Source organism: Acidovorax sp. 59 (genome assembly GCF_002754175.1).
Lineage (GTDB): Bacteria > Pseudomonadota > Gammaproteobacteria > Burkholderiales > Burkholderiaceae_C > Acidovorax > Acidovorax delafieldii.
In genome coordinates this window covers 1,400,270-1,418,283 of the sequence record NZ_PEET01000001.1, presented here as the reverse complement: position 1 = coordinate 1,418,283, position 18,014 = coordinate 1,400,270, and the positions used below count along the sequence as shown (strand labels likewise).

General features: G+C 62.5%; 14 protein-coding genes. 5 read left to right on the top strand and 9 right to left on the bottom strand.

The window, feature by feature from the left end:
• Positions 1-26: 26 nt before the first annotated feature.
• A complete protein-coding gene (gene pstC / locus CLU87_RS06400; RefSeq protein WP_369804293.1) occupies positions 27-1,016 on the bottom strand; it encodes a phosphate ABC transporter permease subunit PstC in 990 nt (329 codons plus the stop codon).
• 109 nt (positions 1,017-1,125) lie between these two features.
• Positions 1,126-2,148, bottom strand: a complete 1,023-nt coding sequence (gene pstS / locus CLU87_RS06395) for a phosphate ABC transporter substrate-binding protein PstS (protein WP_099729898.1) — start codon at positions 2,146-2,148, stop codon at positions 1,126-1,128.
• A gap of 264 nt (positions 2,149-2,412) precedes the next feature.
• On the opposite strand from pstS, the gene CLU87_RS06390 reads away from it, so the two are divergent.
• Complete coding sequence (locus tag CLU87_RS06390) at positions 2,413-3,891, top strand: Ppx/GppA phosphatase family protein (protein WP_099729897.1); 1,479 nt, start codon at positions 2,413-2,415, stop codon at positions 3,889-3,891.
• Positions 3,892-3,943: 52 nt separating this feature from the next.
• Positions 3,944-4,483 (top strand): hypothetical protein, encoded by a 540-nt coding sequence (locus tag CLU87_RS06385; RefSeq protein WP_099729896.1) that lies wholly within the window; start codon positions 3,944-3,946, stop codon positions 4,481-4,483.
• 64 nt (positions 4,484-4,547) lie between these two features.
• On the opposite strand, the gene sixA is transcribed toward CLU87_RS06385, so the two are convergent.
• The 5 genes from sixA to CLU87_RS06360 all read right to left on the bottom strand — a co-directional run bounded on the left by sixA (position 4,548) and on the right by CLU87_RS06360 (position 10,044).
• Positions 4,548-5,012, bottom strand: a complete 465-nt coding sequence (gene sixA / locus CLU87_RS06380; protein WP_056067241.1) for a phosphohistidine phosphatase SixA — start codon at positions 5,010-5,012, stop codon at positions 4,548-4,550.
• A complete protein-coding gene (gene ppk1, locus CLU87_RS06375) occupies positions 5,009-7,069 on the bottom strand; it encodes a polyphosphate kinase 1 (RefSeq protein WP_099732066.1) in 2,061 nt (686 codons plus the stop codon). Before ppk1 ends, sixA begins: the two co-directional genes overlap by 4 nt.
• 174 nt (positions 7,070-7,243) lie before the next feature.
• Entirely contained in the window at positions 7,244-8,335 is a 1,092-nt protein-coding gene (locus tag CLU87_RS06370) for a glycosyltransferase family 1 protein (protein WP_099729895.1), read from the bottom strand.
• Positions 8,332-9,201, bottom strand: coding sequence for a UDP-2,3-diacylglucosamine diphosphatase (locus tag CLU87_RS06365; protein ID WP_099729894.1), 870 nt, complete (start codon positions 9,199-9,201; stop codon positions 8,332-8,334). The genes CLU87_RS06370 and CLU87_RS06365 overlap by 4 nt, the downstream gene beginning before the upstream one ends.
• A gap of 3 nt (positions 9,202-9,204) precedes the next feature.
• Positions 9,205-10,044 carry a GNAT family N-acetyltransferase gene (locus tag CLU87_RS06360; RefSeq protein WP_056067235.1) on the bottom strand — a complete coding sequence of 280 codons (840 nt, stop codon included), beginning with the start codon at positions 10,042-10,044 and terminating at the stop codon, positions 9,205-9,207.
• Between CLU87_RS06360 and CLU87_RS23130 the strand changes: the two genes are divergently transcribed.
• From CLU87_RS23130 to CLU87_RS06350, 3 genes are all read left to right on the top strand, one after another.
• Positions 10,043-10,225 (top strand): hypothetical protein, encoded by a 183-nt coding sequence (locus CLU87_RS23130; protein ID WP_143227256.1) that lies wholly within the window; start codon positions 10,043-10,045, stop codon positions 10,223-10,225. The genes CLU87_RS06360 and CLU87_RS23130 overlap by 2 nt on opposite strands.
• A 15-nt stretch (positions 10,226-10,240) precedes the next feature.
• Positions 10,241-13,192 (top strand): EAL domain-containing protein, encoded by a 2,952-nt coding sequence (locus CLU87_RS06355; protein ID WP_099729893.1) that lies wholly within the window; start codon positions 10,241-10,243, stop codon positions 13,190-13,192.
• Between the two features lie 188 nt (positions 13,193-13,380).
• Entirely contained in the window at positions 13,381-15,612 is a 2,232-nt protein-coding gene (locus CLU87_RS06350; RefSeq protein WP_099729892.1) for an EAL domain-containing protein, read from the top strand.
• 62 nt (positions 15,613-15,674) lie between these two features.
• On the opposite strand, the gene glmM is transcribed toward CLU87_RS06350, so the two are convergent.
• Complete coding sequence (gene glmM, locus CLU87_RS06345; protein ID WP_056743600.1) at positions 15,675-17,009, bottom strand: phosphoglucosamine mutase; 1,335 nt, start codon at positions 17,007-17,009, stop codon at positions 15,675-15,677.
• Between the two features lie 90 nt (positions 17,010-17,099).
• Positions 17,100-17,930: a dihydropteroate synthase gene (gene folP / locus CLU87_RS06340; protein ID WP_056743713.1), complete on the bottom strand. Its 831-nt coding sequence runs from the start codon at positions 17,928-17,930 to the stop codon at positions 17,100-17,102.
• Positions 17,931-18,014: the final 84 nt, after the last annotated feature.

Genomic DNA, 18,014 nt, shown 5'->3' with positions numbered 1-18,014 from the left:
AGAGGGTCGGGAGCGGGCTGCAGGGCTTACAGGCCCTTGGCCTTCTCGGCGCGCAGCAGCATGATCTTGGCGGCCGACAGCACCACAAACGTGATCACAAACAGCAGGAAGCCCAGGGCAAACAGCGTGGACAAATGAAAGTCCGCCGCCTCGCCAAACTCATTGGCCAACGTGGATGCGATGGACGTCCCGGGCGAGAACAGCGAGGTGGGCATGCGGTTGGCGTTGCCGATCACGAAAGTGACCGCCATGGTCTCGCCCAATGCCCGACCCAGGCCCAGCATCACGCCGCCAATCACGCCCTTCTGCGTGTAGGGCAGCACCACGCGACGCACCACCTCCCAGGTCGTGCAGCCCAGGCCATAGGCGGACTCGCGCAGGATGGGGGGAACAATCTCGAACACATCGCGCATCACGGCAGCCACAAAAGGCAACACCATGAAGGCCAGCACGATGCCAGCGGCCAGGATGCCAAAGCCGTTGGTACTGCCGCCAAACAGGAAGCCGACCAGCGGCATGGAGCCGAGCAGCTTTTGCACGGGTACCTGGAAATGGTCTGCAAACAATGGCGCAAACACGAACAGGCCGAACATGCCGTAGATGATGGACGGGACGGCCGCCAGCAATTCCACCGCCGTGCCGAGCGGGCGGCGCAGCCAAACAGGGCAGGTTTCGGTCAGGAACAGCGCAATGCCGAACGCCAGCGGAACGGCGATCAGCAGTGCAATGCCTGCGCTAGCCAGGGTGCCGACGATGGCAATCGCCGCACCAAATTCTTCATTGATGATGTCCCACTCAGCGCGCCAGATGAACTGGATGCCGAACTTGTGAAAAGCTGGCCACGCGTAGATGAACAGCGAAACGATGATGCCCAGCAGCGCCACCAGCACCAGCAGCGACAGGCTCTGGGTCAGCCGATGGAAAACGATGTCCTGCAGGCGCTGCCGCTTGGCAATCGACACCATGGACGGTGTGGGGGCGTCCGTCATCTTGACGGACACGGGTTGCGAACTCATGGTGGTTCCCACGCTCATGTTGACTCCCATCTGGCTTCTGGAGACCCCACAAACCAGCGCCCATCGGTCAGACCAGCCGGCCGATGGGCACTATTCTGGGGCAAACCGCTTACTTCTTGATTTGCGACCAGACCTTGGAACGGATCTGCGCCGTCAGAGCGTCAGGCAGCGGCACGTAGTCCAGGTCAGCAGCCATGGTCTTGCCGTTCTTGAAGGCCCAGTCAAAGAATTTCAGAACTTCGGCTGACTGGGCCTTGTCTGCGGGGTCGGCGTACATGAGGATGAAGGATGCCGTGCTCACGGGCCAGCTGTTGGCACCCTTGGCGTTCACCATCGAAATACCCATGCCAGGCACGCTGAACCAGTCAGCGCTCGCAGCCGCCGCTGCAAAGGTGGCATCGTCGGGCGCCACATACTTGCCATCAGCGTTCTGCAGTTGCAGGAACGTCATGTTGTTCTTCTTGACGTAGGCGTACTCCACGTAGCCCAGGGCCCCCTTCACACGGGTCACGTTGGCTGCAACACCTTCATTGCCCTTGCCACCCACGGAAGACTGAGCAGGCCACTTCACTGCAGCACCCTTGCCCACCGTGTCCGCCCATTCCTTGCTGACAGAGCTCAGGTAGTCGGTCCAGTTGAATGTGGTGCCAGAGCCATCGGCGCGGTGCACGATGGTGATGTTCTGGTCGGGCAGCGTCTTGCCGGGGTTCAGGGCTGCCAGCTTGGCATCGTTCCACTTGGTGATCTTGCCCAGATACATTTCGGCCAGGACGGCGCCGGTCACGCGCAGTTCGCCTGGCTTGAAACCGTCCAGGTTCACCACAGGCACGGTGCCACCGATGATGGCAGGAAACTGCACCATGCCGTCTTTTTCCAGTTCAGCGCCCGACAGAGGGGCATCGGTAGCGCCAAAAGCCACGGTCTTGGCGCGGATCTGGCGAATACCACCCGAGGAACCGATGGACTGGTAGTTCAGACCCACGCCGGTTTCCTTCTTGTAAGCTTCAGCCCACTTGGCATACATCGGGAAGGGGAACGTAGCGCCGGCGCCGGTGATGTCTGCCGCAAAGGCATTGCCCACTGCCAGGGCGGCCAGAGTTACTGCGACGGTTTTGAGAAATACGCGTTTCATGAGGTACCTTTCGGCAGGGGTTAACAGGAACAGAGCGAACTCTAGAGGCCTATCGTGACAATTCAGTGACATAAATAACCAACCTCAGACCATTGCAACACCCCTCATGACGCGGCATCGCTGGCGTCATGAATGCGTCACACAACCTCGTCACACTCCCGCCATCTCCCGGTCACTTGCCCGCCCAGCGGATGGCGGCCCGCGCTTCGGATCAGGCCACGCGCATCGCGGTACGATGCCGGACGCAGCTCCCACCAAACACACATGCAGAACGGCACACGCCTCGCCGCAGTCGATCTCGGCTCCAACAGTTTTCGCCTGGAAATCGGGCGCTATGAGTTCGGACACGTCCAGCGGGTGGAATACCTCAAGGAAACCGTGCGCCAAGGCAACGGGCTGGATGAAGACCGCAACCTGACTCGCGACGCCATGGAGCGCGGCTGGGCTTGTCTGGCGCGCTTTGGCGAGCGCCTGGCGGGCTTTCCCCGCGCGCAGGTGCGTGCAGTGGCCACTCAAACACTGCGTGAAGCGCGCAATCGCGAAGAATTCCTGTCACGCGGCAGTGAGGTGCTGGGATACCCTATCGACGTGGTGTCTGGCCCGGAAGAAGCTCGGTTGATTTACCAGGGCGTAGCCCGATTGCTGCCTCAGTCGGACGAGCGCCGCCTGGTGGTGGATATCGGAGGTCGGTCCACCGAATTGATCCTCGGCGAGCAGTTCACGCCCCACGCGGTGGCCTCTTTCCGGGTTGGCAGCGTCGCTTGGTCACAACGGTACTTTGCCAAGGGAGAGTTCTCTGCCCAGGCCTTCCTGGCGGCGGAGATTGCTGCCAAGGCGGTACTCGATGAGGCGCTGGAGACTTTTCGCCCCGATGCATGGGATGTTGCCTATGGGTCGTCTGGCACGGCGGGCGCCGTGGGGGACATTCTGTCCGCTGCAGGAGGTTCGCAGGGTCTGATCACCCGCGATGGGCTGAACTGGCTGCGGGAGCGTTTGCTCCGCGCCCAAAGTGCCGACCGGCTGCGCATGGACGGACTCAAGGAAGAGCGCCGTGCAGTCATCGGGGGGGGCATCAGCGTGCTGCGCGCCGTGTTTGACCTGCTGGACATCCACGAGATGCAGGTGGCGCAAGGAGCACTACGCCAGGGCGCCTTGTATGACCTTCTGGATCGGGAGCAACCCGGCACCGACCTTCGCACCACCACCGTCCAAGGGCTGATGCAGCGGTTTGGCGTGGACATGGAGCATGCAGACCGCGTGGCGCGCACCGCCTGCGCACTGTTTGACCAGGCTGCTCCACCCGGGAGCGAACGTGCCAGCCGCAAGCTGGACTGGGCAGCCCGCCTGCATGAGATTGGCTGCCGCATTTCCCACAGCGACTACCACCGACACGGCGCTTACATTCTCGACAACACTGACGCCGCTGGTTTTGCGGTGCCAGAACTGCACCGCCTGGGAGTGCTGGTGCAGGGGCAGCGGGGCAAGGTACGAAAGCTGGGGGTGGAACTCGACGATCCGATTTTTGTGCTGCAGCTCTTGTGCTTGCGCTTGGCCGTGGCGCTCTGCCATGCACGCCGGGAGCCCGATACCAAAGGACTGTCTTTGCAGCTGGACAGGCAGCGATTTGAGGTCAGCGCTCGCCCGGGCTGGGCCATGGCCTACCCACAGTCGGCCCACCTTCTGCGCGAAGAAATCCAAGCCTGGCAAAAAACCCCCTGGGAGCTGGCTGTGGGCATGCCTTGAGGGGAAACAATAAACGATATAAACTGTTTACACCGTTTATCAATCCTCTGCCATGACCGCTGCCACTACAACCCCCAACCCCTCCGTCGCACCCGCCGCGCCCGCAGCAGCCCAGCCCGCCAAGGCCGTCAAGTCAACCAGGCCGGCAACAGCACCCAAGGCTCCAAAGGCATCCAACGCTATCAAGCCCACCAAAAAGGCCGTGGCAGAAAAGGCGCCGACTTCCAAACCAGCAGCTGCGACCAAGCCTGCCAAGGCAGCAGCTGCAGTGAAAACCGGCAAGGCCACCGAGACCAAGGGCAAAAAGCCCAAGCTGGTCCGTGACAGCTTCACCATCCCCAAAGACGAGTACGCGGTGCTCGACACCCTGAAAGACCGCGCCACAGCACTGGCCCACCCCGTCAAGAAAAGCGAGCTGTTGCGCGCAGGGCTCAAGGTGCTGGCAGGTCTGTCAGACAGCGCGTTGCGCAGCGCTTTGCAAGCGGTGCCTTCCATCAAGACCGGTCGCCCAAAGGCCGACACAGCTGAAGCCGCGCCAACTGTCCCAGCCAAGGCAACGACCAAGGCCAGCGGCAAAGCAGGACGCAAGTAACCCTGTCCCGAGACACGGCGTGTCCAGGGGCACGGCTTCGGGCCCTCGGACATCGCCGGGCAAGCTAAAGAAACTCCGGTGACTGCACGGCCATGAGCACGGTCTGGCTGTGGTCCCAGCGCTGGCGCTGGCGCAACCACCACACGGAGCCCTTGCGCACAGGGCACTCGGGGGCCTGTAGTTGCAACAACTGGGCAACGGTCTGGCCCAGCATGGGCTGGTGCCCCACCACCAGAACAGCGCCCTTGGCACGCGGCCATTGCACGAGCTCTAGCAAATCCTGTGGTGTACCGCCAGGCAACAACTCGGCGCGCATCTTGAATTTGCGGCCCAAAGCGTGGGCAGTTTGCTCAGTCCGCCGCGCTGGACTTGCCACCACCCTCAGGCCTTCCGGCAGTTGACGATCAAGCCAGGCCGCCATGCGCGCCGCCTGCTTCTCGCCCCGGGCCGTGAGCGGGCGTGCAAGATCATCGCTACCGTCTTCTGCCTCTTCCGCCTCGGCATGACGCCAAAGGATCAAATCCATCATGCGACCCCTGGCTCCTCGCGACCCAAAGCAGGCCGCGGCCCATAGCGCACCATCAACGCGTTTTGGGCACCACTACCGTCCACCGGGTGCACAGCGCGGTCGTAGACGCCGGCGGCATTCAACGTCCAGGCATCGCGGTCATCACACAGGTAGGCCACCAAACATTCATCAATGATCTGCTGGCGCAGCTTGGGGTCAGTCACTGGCCACGCCAGCTCGACACGGCGCATCATGTTGCGGTTCATCCAATCGGCACTCGACAGATAGAGGTCTTCTTCGCCCCCCGCGCGGAAATAGAAAACACGCGTGTGCTCCAGGAACCGACCAATCACCGAGCGCACCCGGATGTTGTCAGTCACTCCCGGCACCTGCGGGGCCAGCATGCAGGCCCCGCGCACAATCAGATCGATGCGCGCGCCGCGCTGCCCAGCGAGGATCAACGCCCGCATCAATCCCTCGTCGGTCAGGGCATTCATCTTGGCCACGATCCGTGCGTCTTCCCCGCGGCTGGCAGCCAGTCCCACGCGCTCGATTTTTTCGATCATGCGGCGATGCAAATGGAACGGTGCCAGCATGAGCTTGCGCAGCTTGGGAGGCCGGTTCTGGCTGGCCAGGTGATTGAAAACACCGTCCATATCGGCAGTGGTTTCTTCATCTGCCGTGAGGTAACTCAGGTCGGTGTACAGCTTGGCCGTGCGCACGTTGTAGTTGCCAGTGGAGAGATGGCCGTAACGGCGTAACTGCCGCCCTTCACGGCGTGTGACGAGCAGCATCTTCGCGTGGGTCTTGAGGCCCACGACGCCATAGACCACCTGCGCCCCAATCGACTCCAGCGCCTCTGCCCAATTGATGTTGGCCTCCTCGTCAAAGCGTGCTTTCAGCTCCACCACCGCCATCACCTCCTTGCCTCGGCGTACCGCCTCGCTGAGCAGGTCCATGAGTTCGGAGTCGGCGCCCGTGCGGTAAATGGTCTGTTTGATGACCAGCACGTCCGGGTCGTTCACAGCCTCCCGCAGGAACGCAAGCAAACCATCAAAGCTCTCAAACGGCTGGTGGATCAACACGTCGCGCTCGCGCAGCTGGCCCATGATGGACACCCCTGGCTGGAGCTGACGTGGCCAAGCGGAACTCCATGGCGGGAACAGCAACGCGGGATCGTTCACCAAGTCCACCAGCTGATTCAGGCGCACCAAGTTCACAGGACCATGTACACGGTACAAGGCCGCGTTGGGCAGATCAAATTGCTGCAACAAGAAGTCGGACAGGAAGCGAGAGCAACCCGCAGAGACTTCCAGGCGCACAGCCTGCCCGTAATGACGGTGCTGCAGGCCCTGCCGCAAGGCGGTGCGCAGGTTACGAACATCCTCTTCGTCCAGTGCCAGATCGGAGTGGCGTGTGACACGAAACTGGGAAAACTCCGTCACTTCGCGGCCAGGAAAGAGGTCTTCCAAATGGGCACGCACGATGCTGGACAAGCTGACGAACAACGCCCCGTCGGACGCGACCTTCTTTGGCATGCGGATCAGGCGGGGCAGTGCGCGCGGCACCTTGACGATGGCGATTTCGTTCTCGCGGCCGAAGGCATCATGCCCCTTGAGACGCACTATGAAGTTCAACGACTTATTAGCCACCTGCGGAAACGGGTGGGCCGGGTCGAGCCCCACCGGAATCAACAAGGGACGGACCTCGCGCGCAAAATACTCGTGCACCCACCGCCTTTGCTCTGCGGAGCGGTCACCATGCGCCACGATACGTATCCCATGCTTTGCAAATGCGGGAACCAGTGCTTCGTTGTACAGCGCGTATTGCCGCTCTACCAGGTCGTGGACCTGGGCGGACAGGGCCTCGAACGACGCTGCGGTGTAGAGCCCCTTGGTCTCGCCCTTCTTGGCCGCCGTGATGTGCGCTGCAGCACGTACTTCAAAAAACTCGTCGAGGTTGGATGACACGATGCACAGGTAGCGCAGCCGCTCCAGCAGCGGGACATCTGTGCGAACCGCCCAGTCGAACACGCGTTCGTTAAATGCCAGGATGCTGTGGTCGCGGTCCAGAAACATGTGGGGGGCAACGCCCGTGACAGCCCCCACAGCCGCAAAATCGTTGTCATGTGACACGGCGTGCGAGGAGTCCCCGACAGCATCGGGGTGCTCGCGCTGCAAAGGGATGGAATCAACAGGAGGCAGGGGCAGCATGGATACGCGCGTACAGCAATTGCGGGATCGCTGCAGTATTTAACGCCCAGATGACAACTGCGTGACAGAATTTGTGACAGACACGAAAACTCCCTGCGAGCTGGAGCGGGCTGGTACCAGGTACTGTTGAAACAGCCTGGCCGCATGTGCCCAGGTGAACTCCAGCGCCCGGCTTCGTGCTTCGGACCTGGGTATGGACAAGGCCTGCTGCGTGGCCGCCAGAAGGCTCGCGTGCAACACGCCGCCCATCGGCACCCTGCCGTCCCCTGCACCCAGGACCTCCCGCGGACCGTCTTCAGGAAAGGCAGCGATCGGCGTGCCGCAAGCCATTGCCTCCAGCATGACCAGCCCAAAGGTTTCGGAGCGGCTCGGAAACACAAAGACATCGGCCGAGGCGTAGACCTGTGCCAGCGCCTCCCGGTCCAGAATGCCAAGCCAGCGTACGTGCGGGTACTTGGCTTTCAGCCGTGCCTCGAGCGGGCCTACACCACACACCACCTTCGTGCCCGGCATGTCCATCTGCAAAAAGGCATCGATGTTCTTTTCATATGAAATGCGCCCCACATACAGCGCCACAGGATGCGCCAGAACGCCAGTGAGCGGACTCTGACAGACCTCACCATGAAAGCGAAACGCCTGGGTGTCCACACCGTGCGTCCATAAACGCAGTTGGCGAAAGCCCCGCTGCTGCAGCATTTGCAAGACACCCTGCGTAGGAACCATTACCCCCGACGAAGGGCGATGAAAATGCCTGAAAAGCGCATAACCCCAACCCAGTGGTATGCGCAAGGCTGCCTGAAGAATCTCGGGAAACCTTGTGTGAAAGGCTGTGGTGAATGCCAGGCCACGCTTGAGACAGTAACGACGCCCCGCCCAGCCCAAAGGCCCCTCGGTCGCCAGATGAATGGCATCGGGCTGCAGGGCGTCCAACTTCTGGGTGAGTAACTTGTAGGGTCGCACCGCCAGATCAATGCCAGCGTAACCGGGACAAGGACGGGTAGAAAACTGACCAGGATGCAGCACCTGCACGTCGTGCCCGGCATCTTCCAGCTCTCGCACCAACTCGACCAAAGTGGTCACCACGCCATTGACCTGCGGCAGCCATGCATCAGTCAGCAGCGCAATCTTCATGCGGACACCCGTGTGGCCTGGCTGGACAGATTGGCTGCGGGCACAGCGGGCCATTGCAACAGCTCCAGCCGACCATCAAGGTGCTCGACGAGTGCTGTGTGGCTCTCCACCCAGTCGCCATCGTTGCAATACAAGGTGCCACCAATCTCGCGCATCTCCGCGCGGTGGATATGTCCGCAGACCACTCCATCGTGCCCGCGGCGACGGGCCTCTGCGGCCACCGCCACTTCAAAATCGGTGACGTAGTTCAGCGCCTTTTTTACCTTGCCTTTCAGGTAAGCTGACAAAGACCAATACGGAAGCCCCATCCGCGCCCTAAGGATGTTGAGATGGCGGTTCAGCTTGAGCGTGAATTCATAGAGGTTGTCACCCACGTAGGCGAGCCATTTGGCACACTGGATCACACCATCAAAGTGGTCACCATGCGTGACCCACAGGCTGCGCCCATCTGCAGTGATGTGCACAGCATCGGACACCACTTCGATACCGCCAAAAGAATGCCCCACAAAGGCTCGGGCAAATTCGTCGTGGTTACCAGGAACAAACACCACGCGGCACCCCTTGCGCGCGCGGCGCAACAGCTTTTGCACCACATCGTTGTGCGCCTGTGGCCAGAACCACCGGCGGCGCAACTGCCACCCATCCACGATGTCTCCCACCAGGTACAGATGGTCGCTGGGATGGTGCTTCAGAAAATCCAGAAGCGCTTCAGCCTGACACCCAGGCGTGCCGAGGTGCAAATCCGAAATGAACACCGCACGGAACCGGCGTTGACCGGCGAACGCCGCAAGGGCCTCGGGCTCTGCATCCTGCGGCACCTGGGACTCGTTCAACCAAGGGCCCAGGGCTTCGAACGCGGCACGCACCGGTCAGGCCCCCAGAAAATGCTTGCGGTAGCGGGGATGCAGGTCGGCCAGCCGCATCAGCATGGGCAGGTCGGCGGTATTGAAGTCCGGATCCCACGCCGGTGCACCCAGTACACGGGCGCCCAGTCGCAGATAGCCTTTGATCAGGGCCGGTGGGTCCACGGCAATGGATCCGTCCAGATGCTCCACGGGCAACGGCAGGCGCGGCAGCACGTGGTATTCGATGGGTGCCAGATGGGTCTTTCGCACTTGCTGCCAGATGCTGGCCGCCGCATCGCCACTGACCACGCCATTGTGAAGCATGGGAATGCTGGCGCAGCCGATCATCGTGTCGAGTTCGTTGCGCACCATGAAGTCCGCCAGCGCGCTCCACAGCGCCATGATCACGCCGCCGTGGCGGTGGTCTGGATGCACACAGCTGCGGCCCAGCTCCACCATGCGCGGGCGCAGCGTGCGCAAGCGCGTCAAGTCGAATTCGGTATCGCTGTAAGTTCCGCCCACCCGCTTGGCCTGCGCGGGCGTCAGCACCCGGTAAGTCCCAATGACTTGCTGGCTCGGAGCGTCGCGCACCAGAAGATGCTCGCAATAGTCGTCAAACAGGTCCACGTCGTGGCCAGGAATGGGGGTCGTCAATCGAGCGCCCATCTCTGCCGCGAACACCTCAAACCGCAAGCGCTGTGCCTCACGGACCTCATCCAGATGCCTGGCCCAAGTCACCTCGATAGCACCACGCGCCGGGATAGCATGCACAGCGCCCGGCACAACACCAGAAGGCTGAACAATACCGGTACCTGTAGCCTCCGGCGATGTGGACAACTGCATCAAAGTGGGCAGGTCGTTCATGGACAACGTCTCCTTCGGTAAGAACGGGCACAGCTGGAATTTCCAAACAGAGCGGGAATCCGCTTTCCTGGCCGGGAGTGTGAAAGCCGCGCATGACATGCCCATGTCTTCGGCGTGTCAACGCCATGACAATGCGCGCTTTCCATTGGCACGGGCCCTCACCGATGGCCTGCATAATTGACTGAGGAACTCCGCCGTGCCGTCCCCCGCCCTGCCCCCCACACGCAGCCCCATCGCAGCCTTTGTGGCTGTGTTTGTGCTGGCAGCAGCTTGCGCTGGTGCTTTGATCTGGACGCTGGAACGCCAGGAACGTGCGCAGCAGCGCACCCAAGCCGCCGATGTGGCGGGCGATCATGTCCAGGCCCTGCAGCGCGCCATCGAGTTGGCACTCTCGGCCAACAACACTCTGGTGGCGCTGGTGCGCCAGGGCCACGGGAACGTTCCCCAGTTCGAAGAAATCGGCGTGCAGATGCTGCCTTTCTACCCGGGTATCGCGGCCATGGGCCTGTCCCCGGGAGGGGTAGTGCAGCAGGTTGTTCCCCGTGCAGGCAACGAAAATTCGATTGGTTTTGACCAGCTCAACGACCCCCGCCAAGGGGCGGAGTCAGCCCGCGCCCGCGAGTCCGGCGTGTTGACGCTGGCGGGGCCCATGGAGCTGGTCCAGGGCGGCCTGGGCGTCGTGGGGCGCCAACCGGTGTACCTGGAAGATGACCTGGGGCGCCGGAGCTTCTGGGGTTTTACTTACGTCACCATCCGTCTGCCCGAAGTGCTGGCCACCGCCCGGCTGCCCCAGCTCAAGGAACGGGGTTTTCACTATCGATTGTGGCGTGTCCGCCCGGATAACAACCAGGAGCAGACCATCGCGACGTCTGACCCTCCGCCCACCGGTGACGCTGTTGGCCGGTCCCTGACCCTGCCCAATGGCCAGTGGACGCTCAGCCTGACACCCGTCAAGGGATGGGGCGCGCCAGATGTGCTGGCTCTGCGCTGCGCCTTGGGCTTGCTGTTTGCGTTGCTGATGGGCTACCTGGCGCGCTTGCTCGTCGAATTGAAGGCGCACGAGCGCGGTCTGGCGACACAGGTGGCCCAGCGGACCTCCGAGATCCAGGCCACACAGCAGCAGCTGCGCGCCACCATCGATGCAATTCCCGATCCGTTGTTTGAAATCGACCAAGATGGCCGCTATTGCAGCGTGCACAGTCCTCGTGCCGAGTTGCTCATGGGCCCTGCTGAGCAATTGATCGGCCGCAATGTCACCGAGGTGTTACCCGCCCTGGCTGCACTGACGGTGATGGATGTGCTCAATGAAGCGCAATCCCAAGGATGGTCCACTGGACGCCAGATCATGCTGGACCTGCCTGGCCTGGGGCCCACCTGGTTCGAGCTTTCTGCGGCCCGCAAGGCAGGATCAGCGGGAGGAAAACCCCGGTTCATCGTGCTGTCCCGCGACATTTCTGAACGCAAGCGGTCGCAAGAACAACTGCAGCTGACGGCCCAGGTGTTTGACCAGAGCGGCGAGGCCATCGTGATTGCCGACGCGGCCCAAACCATCGTGCGCATCAACCGGGCATTCAGCCGCATCACCGGCTACTCCGAAGCGGAGGCCGTAGGTCAGTCGATGCGCCTGCTCACGGTGGCAGAGTCCACCCGAGACTTCGATGCCGACCTGGTGTACACCCATCTCACCAAAGAAGGGCACTGGGAAGGCGAAGCCTGGGGCCGCCGCAAGGACGGATCGACCTACCCCCAGTGGCTGTCCGTCAGCCGCGTGCGCGATGGCAATGGCAGCACCACCCACTCCATCACGCTGTTCCGCGACATCACCCAGCAACGCGAGGCTCAGGACCGCATCCAGCGCCTCGCGCATTTCGACCCCCTCACTGATCTGCCCAACCGTGCGCTCCTGGCAGAGCGCGCCCAACGCCACATCGAACAAGAGCAAGCGCGGGGCGGAACGCTGGCCTTGCTGTTCCTGGACCTGGACCACTTCAAGAACGTCAACGACTCGCTGGGGCACCGCATTGGCGACATCCTGCTGGTGGCAGTAGCGCGACGGCTGGAGTCCCTGCTGGGCACACAGGACACCGTATCGCGCCTGGGAGGGGATGAATTTTTGCTGCTGCTACCCGCTGCCTCGGCCCTGCAGGCGGCCGACGTAGCCAACCGTTTGCTGATGGCCGTGGCGCAGCCGTTTCAGGTGGAGCCTTACGAACTCACCACCACCCTGTCCGTAGGCATTGCCATGTATCCGGCGGACGGAGACTCGTTCGACACCCTGTACCAGCGCGCTGATGCCGCCATGTACCGTGCCAAGCAAAGCGGGCGCAACCGCTTTGGCTTTTTCACCGCCGACCTGGAGGCACGGACCGCCCGAGCCTTGCAGATCGAAAACGCACTGCGCCGGGCACTGGAACGCAACCAGTTCGAGCTGCACTACCAACCTCAGGTGTCACTCACCACGCGCCAAGTGGTCGGTGCCGAGGCGCTGCTGCGCTGGAGCCACCCCGAGCTGGGCATGGTGTCCCCGGCGGAGTTCATCCCTGTGGCAGAAAGCAGCGGCATGATCGTCGCAATTGGCGAGTGGGTGCTGAACACTGCCGTGCATGACGCCAAGCGCTGGCTGGACCTTCAATTGCCACTGCGGGCTGTGTCAGTCAATCTGTCGGCGGTGCAGTTCCGTCACCCCCAGTTGCCCGAGATGGTGACACGCTGCCTGCAACAAGCCGGACTGCCTGCGCGTCGGTTGGAGCTGGAGCTGACCGAGGGGGCTGCGGTAGACGACCCAGCTGCTGCACTGGCCATGATGGACCAATTGCATGACCGGGGCGTCCGGCTGTCGATGGATGACTTTGGCACGGGATATTCGTCGTTGAGCTACCTCAAGCGCTTCCAGATCTACAAGCTCAAGATCGACCAGTCGTTTGTGCGCGACCTGGACGACGACGCCAATGACCGGGCCATTGTCAGCGCCATCATCCGCATGGCGCAGGCCTTGGGCATGCAAACGACCGCCGAGGGGGTGGAGACCGATGGCCAGCTGGAATTTCTGCGCGCGCAGGGCTGCGACGAAGGCCAGGGTTACCTGTTCAGTCGCCCCCTGGCAGCCGATGCCTTTGAGGCCTATCTGCGGGAACACTTGGGACGCTAAAAACGCCGGGCAACGCGTCTCTGCACCCTCTCGCGCCAGAGCTCCTGGCGACTGCACTTGCATCAGCCGTACGGCAGAACCTGCAGCGCTGTACCTGAGGCATACCCTCAAACGGCTTGTAAGCTGCCGCTGCTACACTTTGGCACACTTTTCTGAGGCCGTCTGGCCCAGCCGCCTGTTCTGGTCTTATGTATTCGCTGTTCAGCACTCCGCCCTCGCAGCGCGCCGGAGTGTCCCCTGACACCCCCCTGCAACGCACCTTGCGTGAACAACAAACCCTCCTGGACAGCGCGGGAGTGGGTATCGTGTTCCTGCGCCAGCGCAGCGTGGTGCGCTGCAACCAGCGGTATGCCGAAATTTTCGGCTATGCCAGCCCCGCCCACTTGGTAGGGCTCAACACCGAAGCCTTCTATCCAGACCGGGATGCATTCCGCGACCTCGGGCGCACGGCTTATCCCGCGCTTGCCCAAGGGCAGTCATTCCGGATTGAACGCCAGTTGCGTCGCCAGGACGGCACACTGTTCTGGGGCAGCCTCACGGGGCGCCTGATCAATCCGCACGACACCGGAGAAGGCTCGATCTGGATCGTGGACGACATCGATGAGCAAAAGCGTGCCCACGCCGCGCTGAATGCCGCTGTGCGGGAAAAGCAATTGCTGTTTGACAGCGCGATGGTCGGCATCGTCTTTCTGCGAGACCGGCATCTGACCCGCTGCAACCACCATTTTGAACAGATGCTGGGCTTTGAGCCGGGCGAACTCATGGGCAGCTCGTCGCGTCGCTGGTACGCCAGCGATGCTGCCTGGCAAGAAGTGGGCGACCGCTGCTACCCCTCGCTGGTGGCCGGACAGTCGTACGAGGGCGAGGTGGAGCTATGCCGTAAGGACGGCACCCCTGTGATTTGCGAAGTGCGCAGCAAATGCATCGATCCCGCCGACCCTGCCCAGGGGACCATCTGGATCACCATGGACATCACCGACCGCAAACGCGCGCAGGCGGTGCTGGCCCAGGCCCATGAGGAGCTGGAGCGGCAGGTGCAAGACCGCACGCGCGAGCTGCGCGAGACAGTGGAAAACCTGCACCGTGAAATCAATGACCGCAAGGCCGACCAGGAGCGCATTTATTGGTTGGCCCACTACGATGCGTTGACCGGTCTGCCCAACCGGGCGCTGCTGGCAGAACGTGCGCAGCAGGCCATTCGGGTGGCGCAGGAGAACCAGACGCCGCTGGCCGTCATCTTCCTGGACCTGGATCACTTCAAGCATGTGAACGACTCTCTGGGCCACCGGGTGGGCGATGTGCTGCTGGTCGAAATTGCCAAGCGCCTGCGTGCGGTGGTACGCGACAAGGACACGGTGTCGCGCCTGGGAGGGGATGAGTTCATCCTGCTTTTGCCAGGCGCCGATGCACGGGGTGCAGCCCGGGTTGCCAGCAAGTTGCAGGAGGCATCCCGTCAGCCGTACCAGATCGATCACCACGAGCTGACCATGGCCCCGTCGATGGGCATTGCGCTGTTCCCCCAGGACGGACACGATTTCGATACTTTGACCCAGTCGGCAGACGTGGCCATGTACCGCGCCAAGCTGGACGGACGCAACACCTTTCGCTTCTTTACCCCCGAGATGCAGGCCCAGTCGGTACGGGCCCTGCAGCTCGAAAACGCATTGCGCCGTGCGCTGGAGCGCGAACAGTTCCATCTGCACTACCAGCCACAGATGAACCTGGCCACGGGTACTGTGCGCAGTGTAGAAGCCCTGCTGCGCTGGCAACACCCCCAGCTGGGTGCGATTTCTCCGGGAGAGTTCATCCCCATCGCCGAAGACAGCGGCCAGATTCTGCAGATCGGCGAGTGGGTGCTGCGCACAGCACTGGCCCAGCTCAAGGCATGGCGCAGCTGCGGGTTTCCCGAACTCACAATGGCAGTGAACCTGTCAGCCATTCAATTTCGCCAGCCACAGCTGCCAGAGCTGGTGAGCCGGGTGCTCGCGGAGTTTGACCTGCCCCCCGACTCGCTGGAACTGGAGCTGACGGAGGGGGTGGCAGTGGACGACCCCCATGCGGCGGTGGCCACCATGGACCAGTTGCATGCACGTGGAGTGCGGATGTCGATGGACGACTTCGGCACGGGCTATTCGTCACTCAGCCAGCTCAAGCGGTTCCAGATATTCAAGCTCAAGATCGATCAATCCTTTGTGCGCGACCTGGGCAACGACAGCAACGACCGCGCCATCGTCAGCGCCATCATCCGCATGGCGCAGGCGCTGGGCATGCGTACTACCGCCGAAGGTGTGGAAACCGAGGGGCAACTGGCCTTTTTGCACGAACAAGGTTGCGACGAAGCGCAGGGCTACCACTTCAGCACGCCACTGCCCGCGGAGCAACTGGAACGCTTCATGCGGCAACACACGGCCGCACACTGACCAGCCTCAAGACCCTTTCCAGCGCGGCGGACGCTGCTGCACTCTGCCGATAGACCAAGACCTCAACCCGCGCGGGCTGCGTCGGCCAGGCGCTGAGCGCAAGAGCTGGCCAACTGCGCGTCGCGCGCCTCCACCATCACACGCAGCAGAGGCTCGGTGCCACTGGCGCGGATCAGTACGCGACCCGAGGGGCCCAACTGCTGCTCCACCGCCTGCGTGGCCTCTGCCAGTAAACGGTTGGCCTTCCAGTCCTGCCCTGGCGCCAATCGGACGTTGAGCAAGACCTGTGGGTAGAGCGTGATGCCTGCCAGCAGCTGCGCCAGCGTGCGGCCACTGCGCACACAAGCCTGCAGCACCTGCAGGGCACTGACCAAACCGTCGCCGGTGGTGTGTCGGTCCAGAGCCAGCAGATGCCCGGACCCCTCCCCGCCCAACACCCAGTGGTGGCGCGCCAGTTCTTCCAGTACGTACCGGTCACCGACCTTGGCGCGTACAAACTTCACTCCCTTGGCCAGTAGCGCCACCTCTACCGCCATGTTGGTCATCAGCGTGCCCACCACGCCAGGCACGTGCTCGTCACGGCCCATGCGGTCTGCCGCCATCAGGTACAGCAGCTCGTCACCGTTGTACAGCCGCCCAGTGGCGTCCACAATCTGCAGCCGGTCTGCATCCCCATCCAGGGCAATGCCATAGTCGGCATGGTTCGCGCGCACAGCGCGCACCAACGCGTCGGGGTGTGTCGCACCGACCTCGTGGTTGATGTTGAGGCCGTCGGGTGCGCAGCCAATCGACAGCACCTCCGCACCCAGCTCGTGGAATACCTTGGGCGCCACCTGGTACGCGGCTCCGTGGGCAGCGTCCACCACAATCTTCAGGCCCTTGAGCGTCAGGTCCTGGGGAAACGTGCTCTTGCAAAACTCGATGTAGCGCCCGGCCGCATCATCCAGGCGCCGGGCCTTGCCCAGGCTGGCCGAATCGACCCAGACGGGCGGTTCGGCCAGTGCGGCTTCCACCGCCAGCTCCCAGGCGTCCGACAGCTTGGTGCCTTGCGCGCTGAAGAACTTGATACCGTTGTCAGGGTAGGCGTTATGGCTGGCGCTGATGACCACGCCCAGACTGGCGCGCTGGGCGCGAGTCAGGTAAGCCACGCCTGGCGTGGGCAACGGCCCCAGCAGCACCACATCCACCCCTGCCGAGTTGAAGCCAGACTCCAGCGCGCTTTCAAGCATGTAGCCCGAGATGCGGGTGTCCTTGCCGATCAACACTGTGGGCCGCTCTTCCGTGCGGCGTAACACGCGACCCACTGCATGGGCAAGGCGCAGCACGAAATCCGGTGTGATGGGCGGCTGCCCCACAGTGCCGCGGATGCCGTCGGTTCCAAAGTATTGGCGTGTCATGTTCTGGCGTCTCCTCGTACGGATCTCAGTATGTTGTTGTCAAAGGCGAGGACCTGGCGCCCCACTACCTGCTCTCGAATCACCGGCCCCTCAGCCAGATCGCTGCATCGCAGACCACACTGCCAGTGCCGCCACCGTCTCGCGTACATCGTGCACACGCACTACCGACGCGCCCCGCTCCACCGCGAGCAAGGCGGCGGCCACACTGGGTACCATGCGTTGGCTCACCTCCAGCCCGGTGATCGTACCCAGCGATGACTTGCGCGACCATCCCGCCAGCAGCGGGTAGCCAGCAGCCAATAGCTCGGACTGTCGTGCCAGCAACGCAAAGTTCTGTTCCACCGTTTTGCCGAAACCAATGCCCGCATCCAGCAGGATACGAGCCTTTTCGACGCCAAGCGCTAGTAGATTATGCGCCTGCAGCTGCAAAAATGATAGCACCTGAGGCACCACATCCCCCCCCATGGGCGCCTGTTGCATGGTCTGCGGGTCGCGGTGCATATGCATCAGGCACACACCACACTGCGGGTGCGCAGCCACCGCTGCCGCAGCTCCTGGCTGCCGCAGGGCCCAGATGTCGTTGACGATGTCAGCCCCCAGATCCAGCACAGCACGCATGACCTCCGGCTTGTAGGTGTCCACTGAAATCGGGACACCCAGCGCCACAGCCTCACGCACCAAGGGAACGACACGAGACAGCTCCTCATCCAGCGGCACAGCAGGGCTGCCCGGGCGGGTGGACTCACCACCGATATCCAAAATATCTGCGCCCTCTTTCAACAGCTGTTCGCAATGCCGTAGCGCAGCAGCCGTGGAGCCATGGCGCCCACCATCGGAGAAAGAATCAGGAGTGACGTTGACGATGCCCATGACCTGGGGACGGACCAAGTCAATTGCGAAGCGAGAGGTTTGCCAGATCATGCCGATCACACCCGTGCAGATTTCGAAATAGCGGCTCGACAAAGCATTCCGCAAGAAAAAACGATGGTCCCCATGAAAAACGGG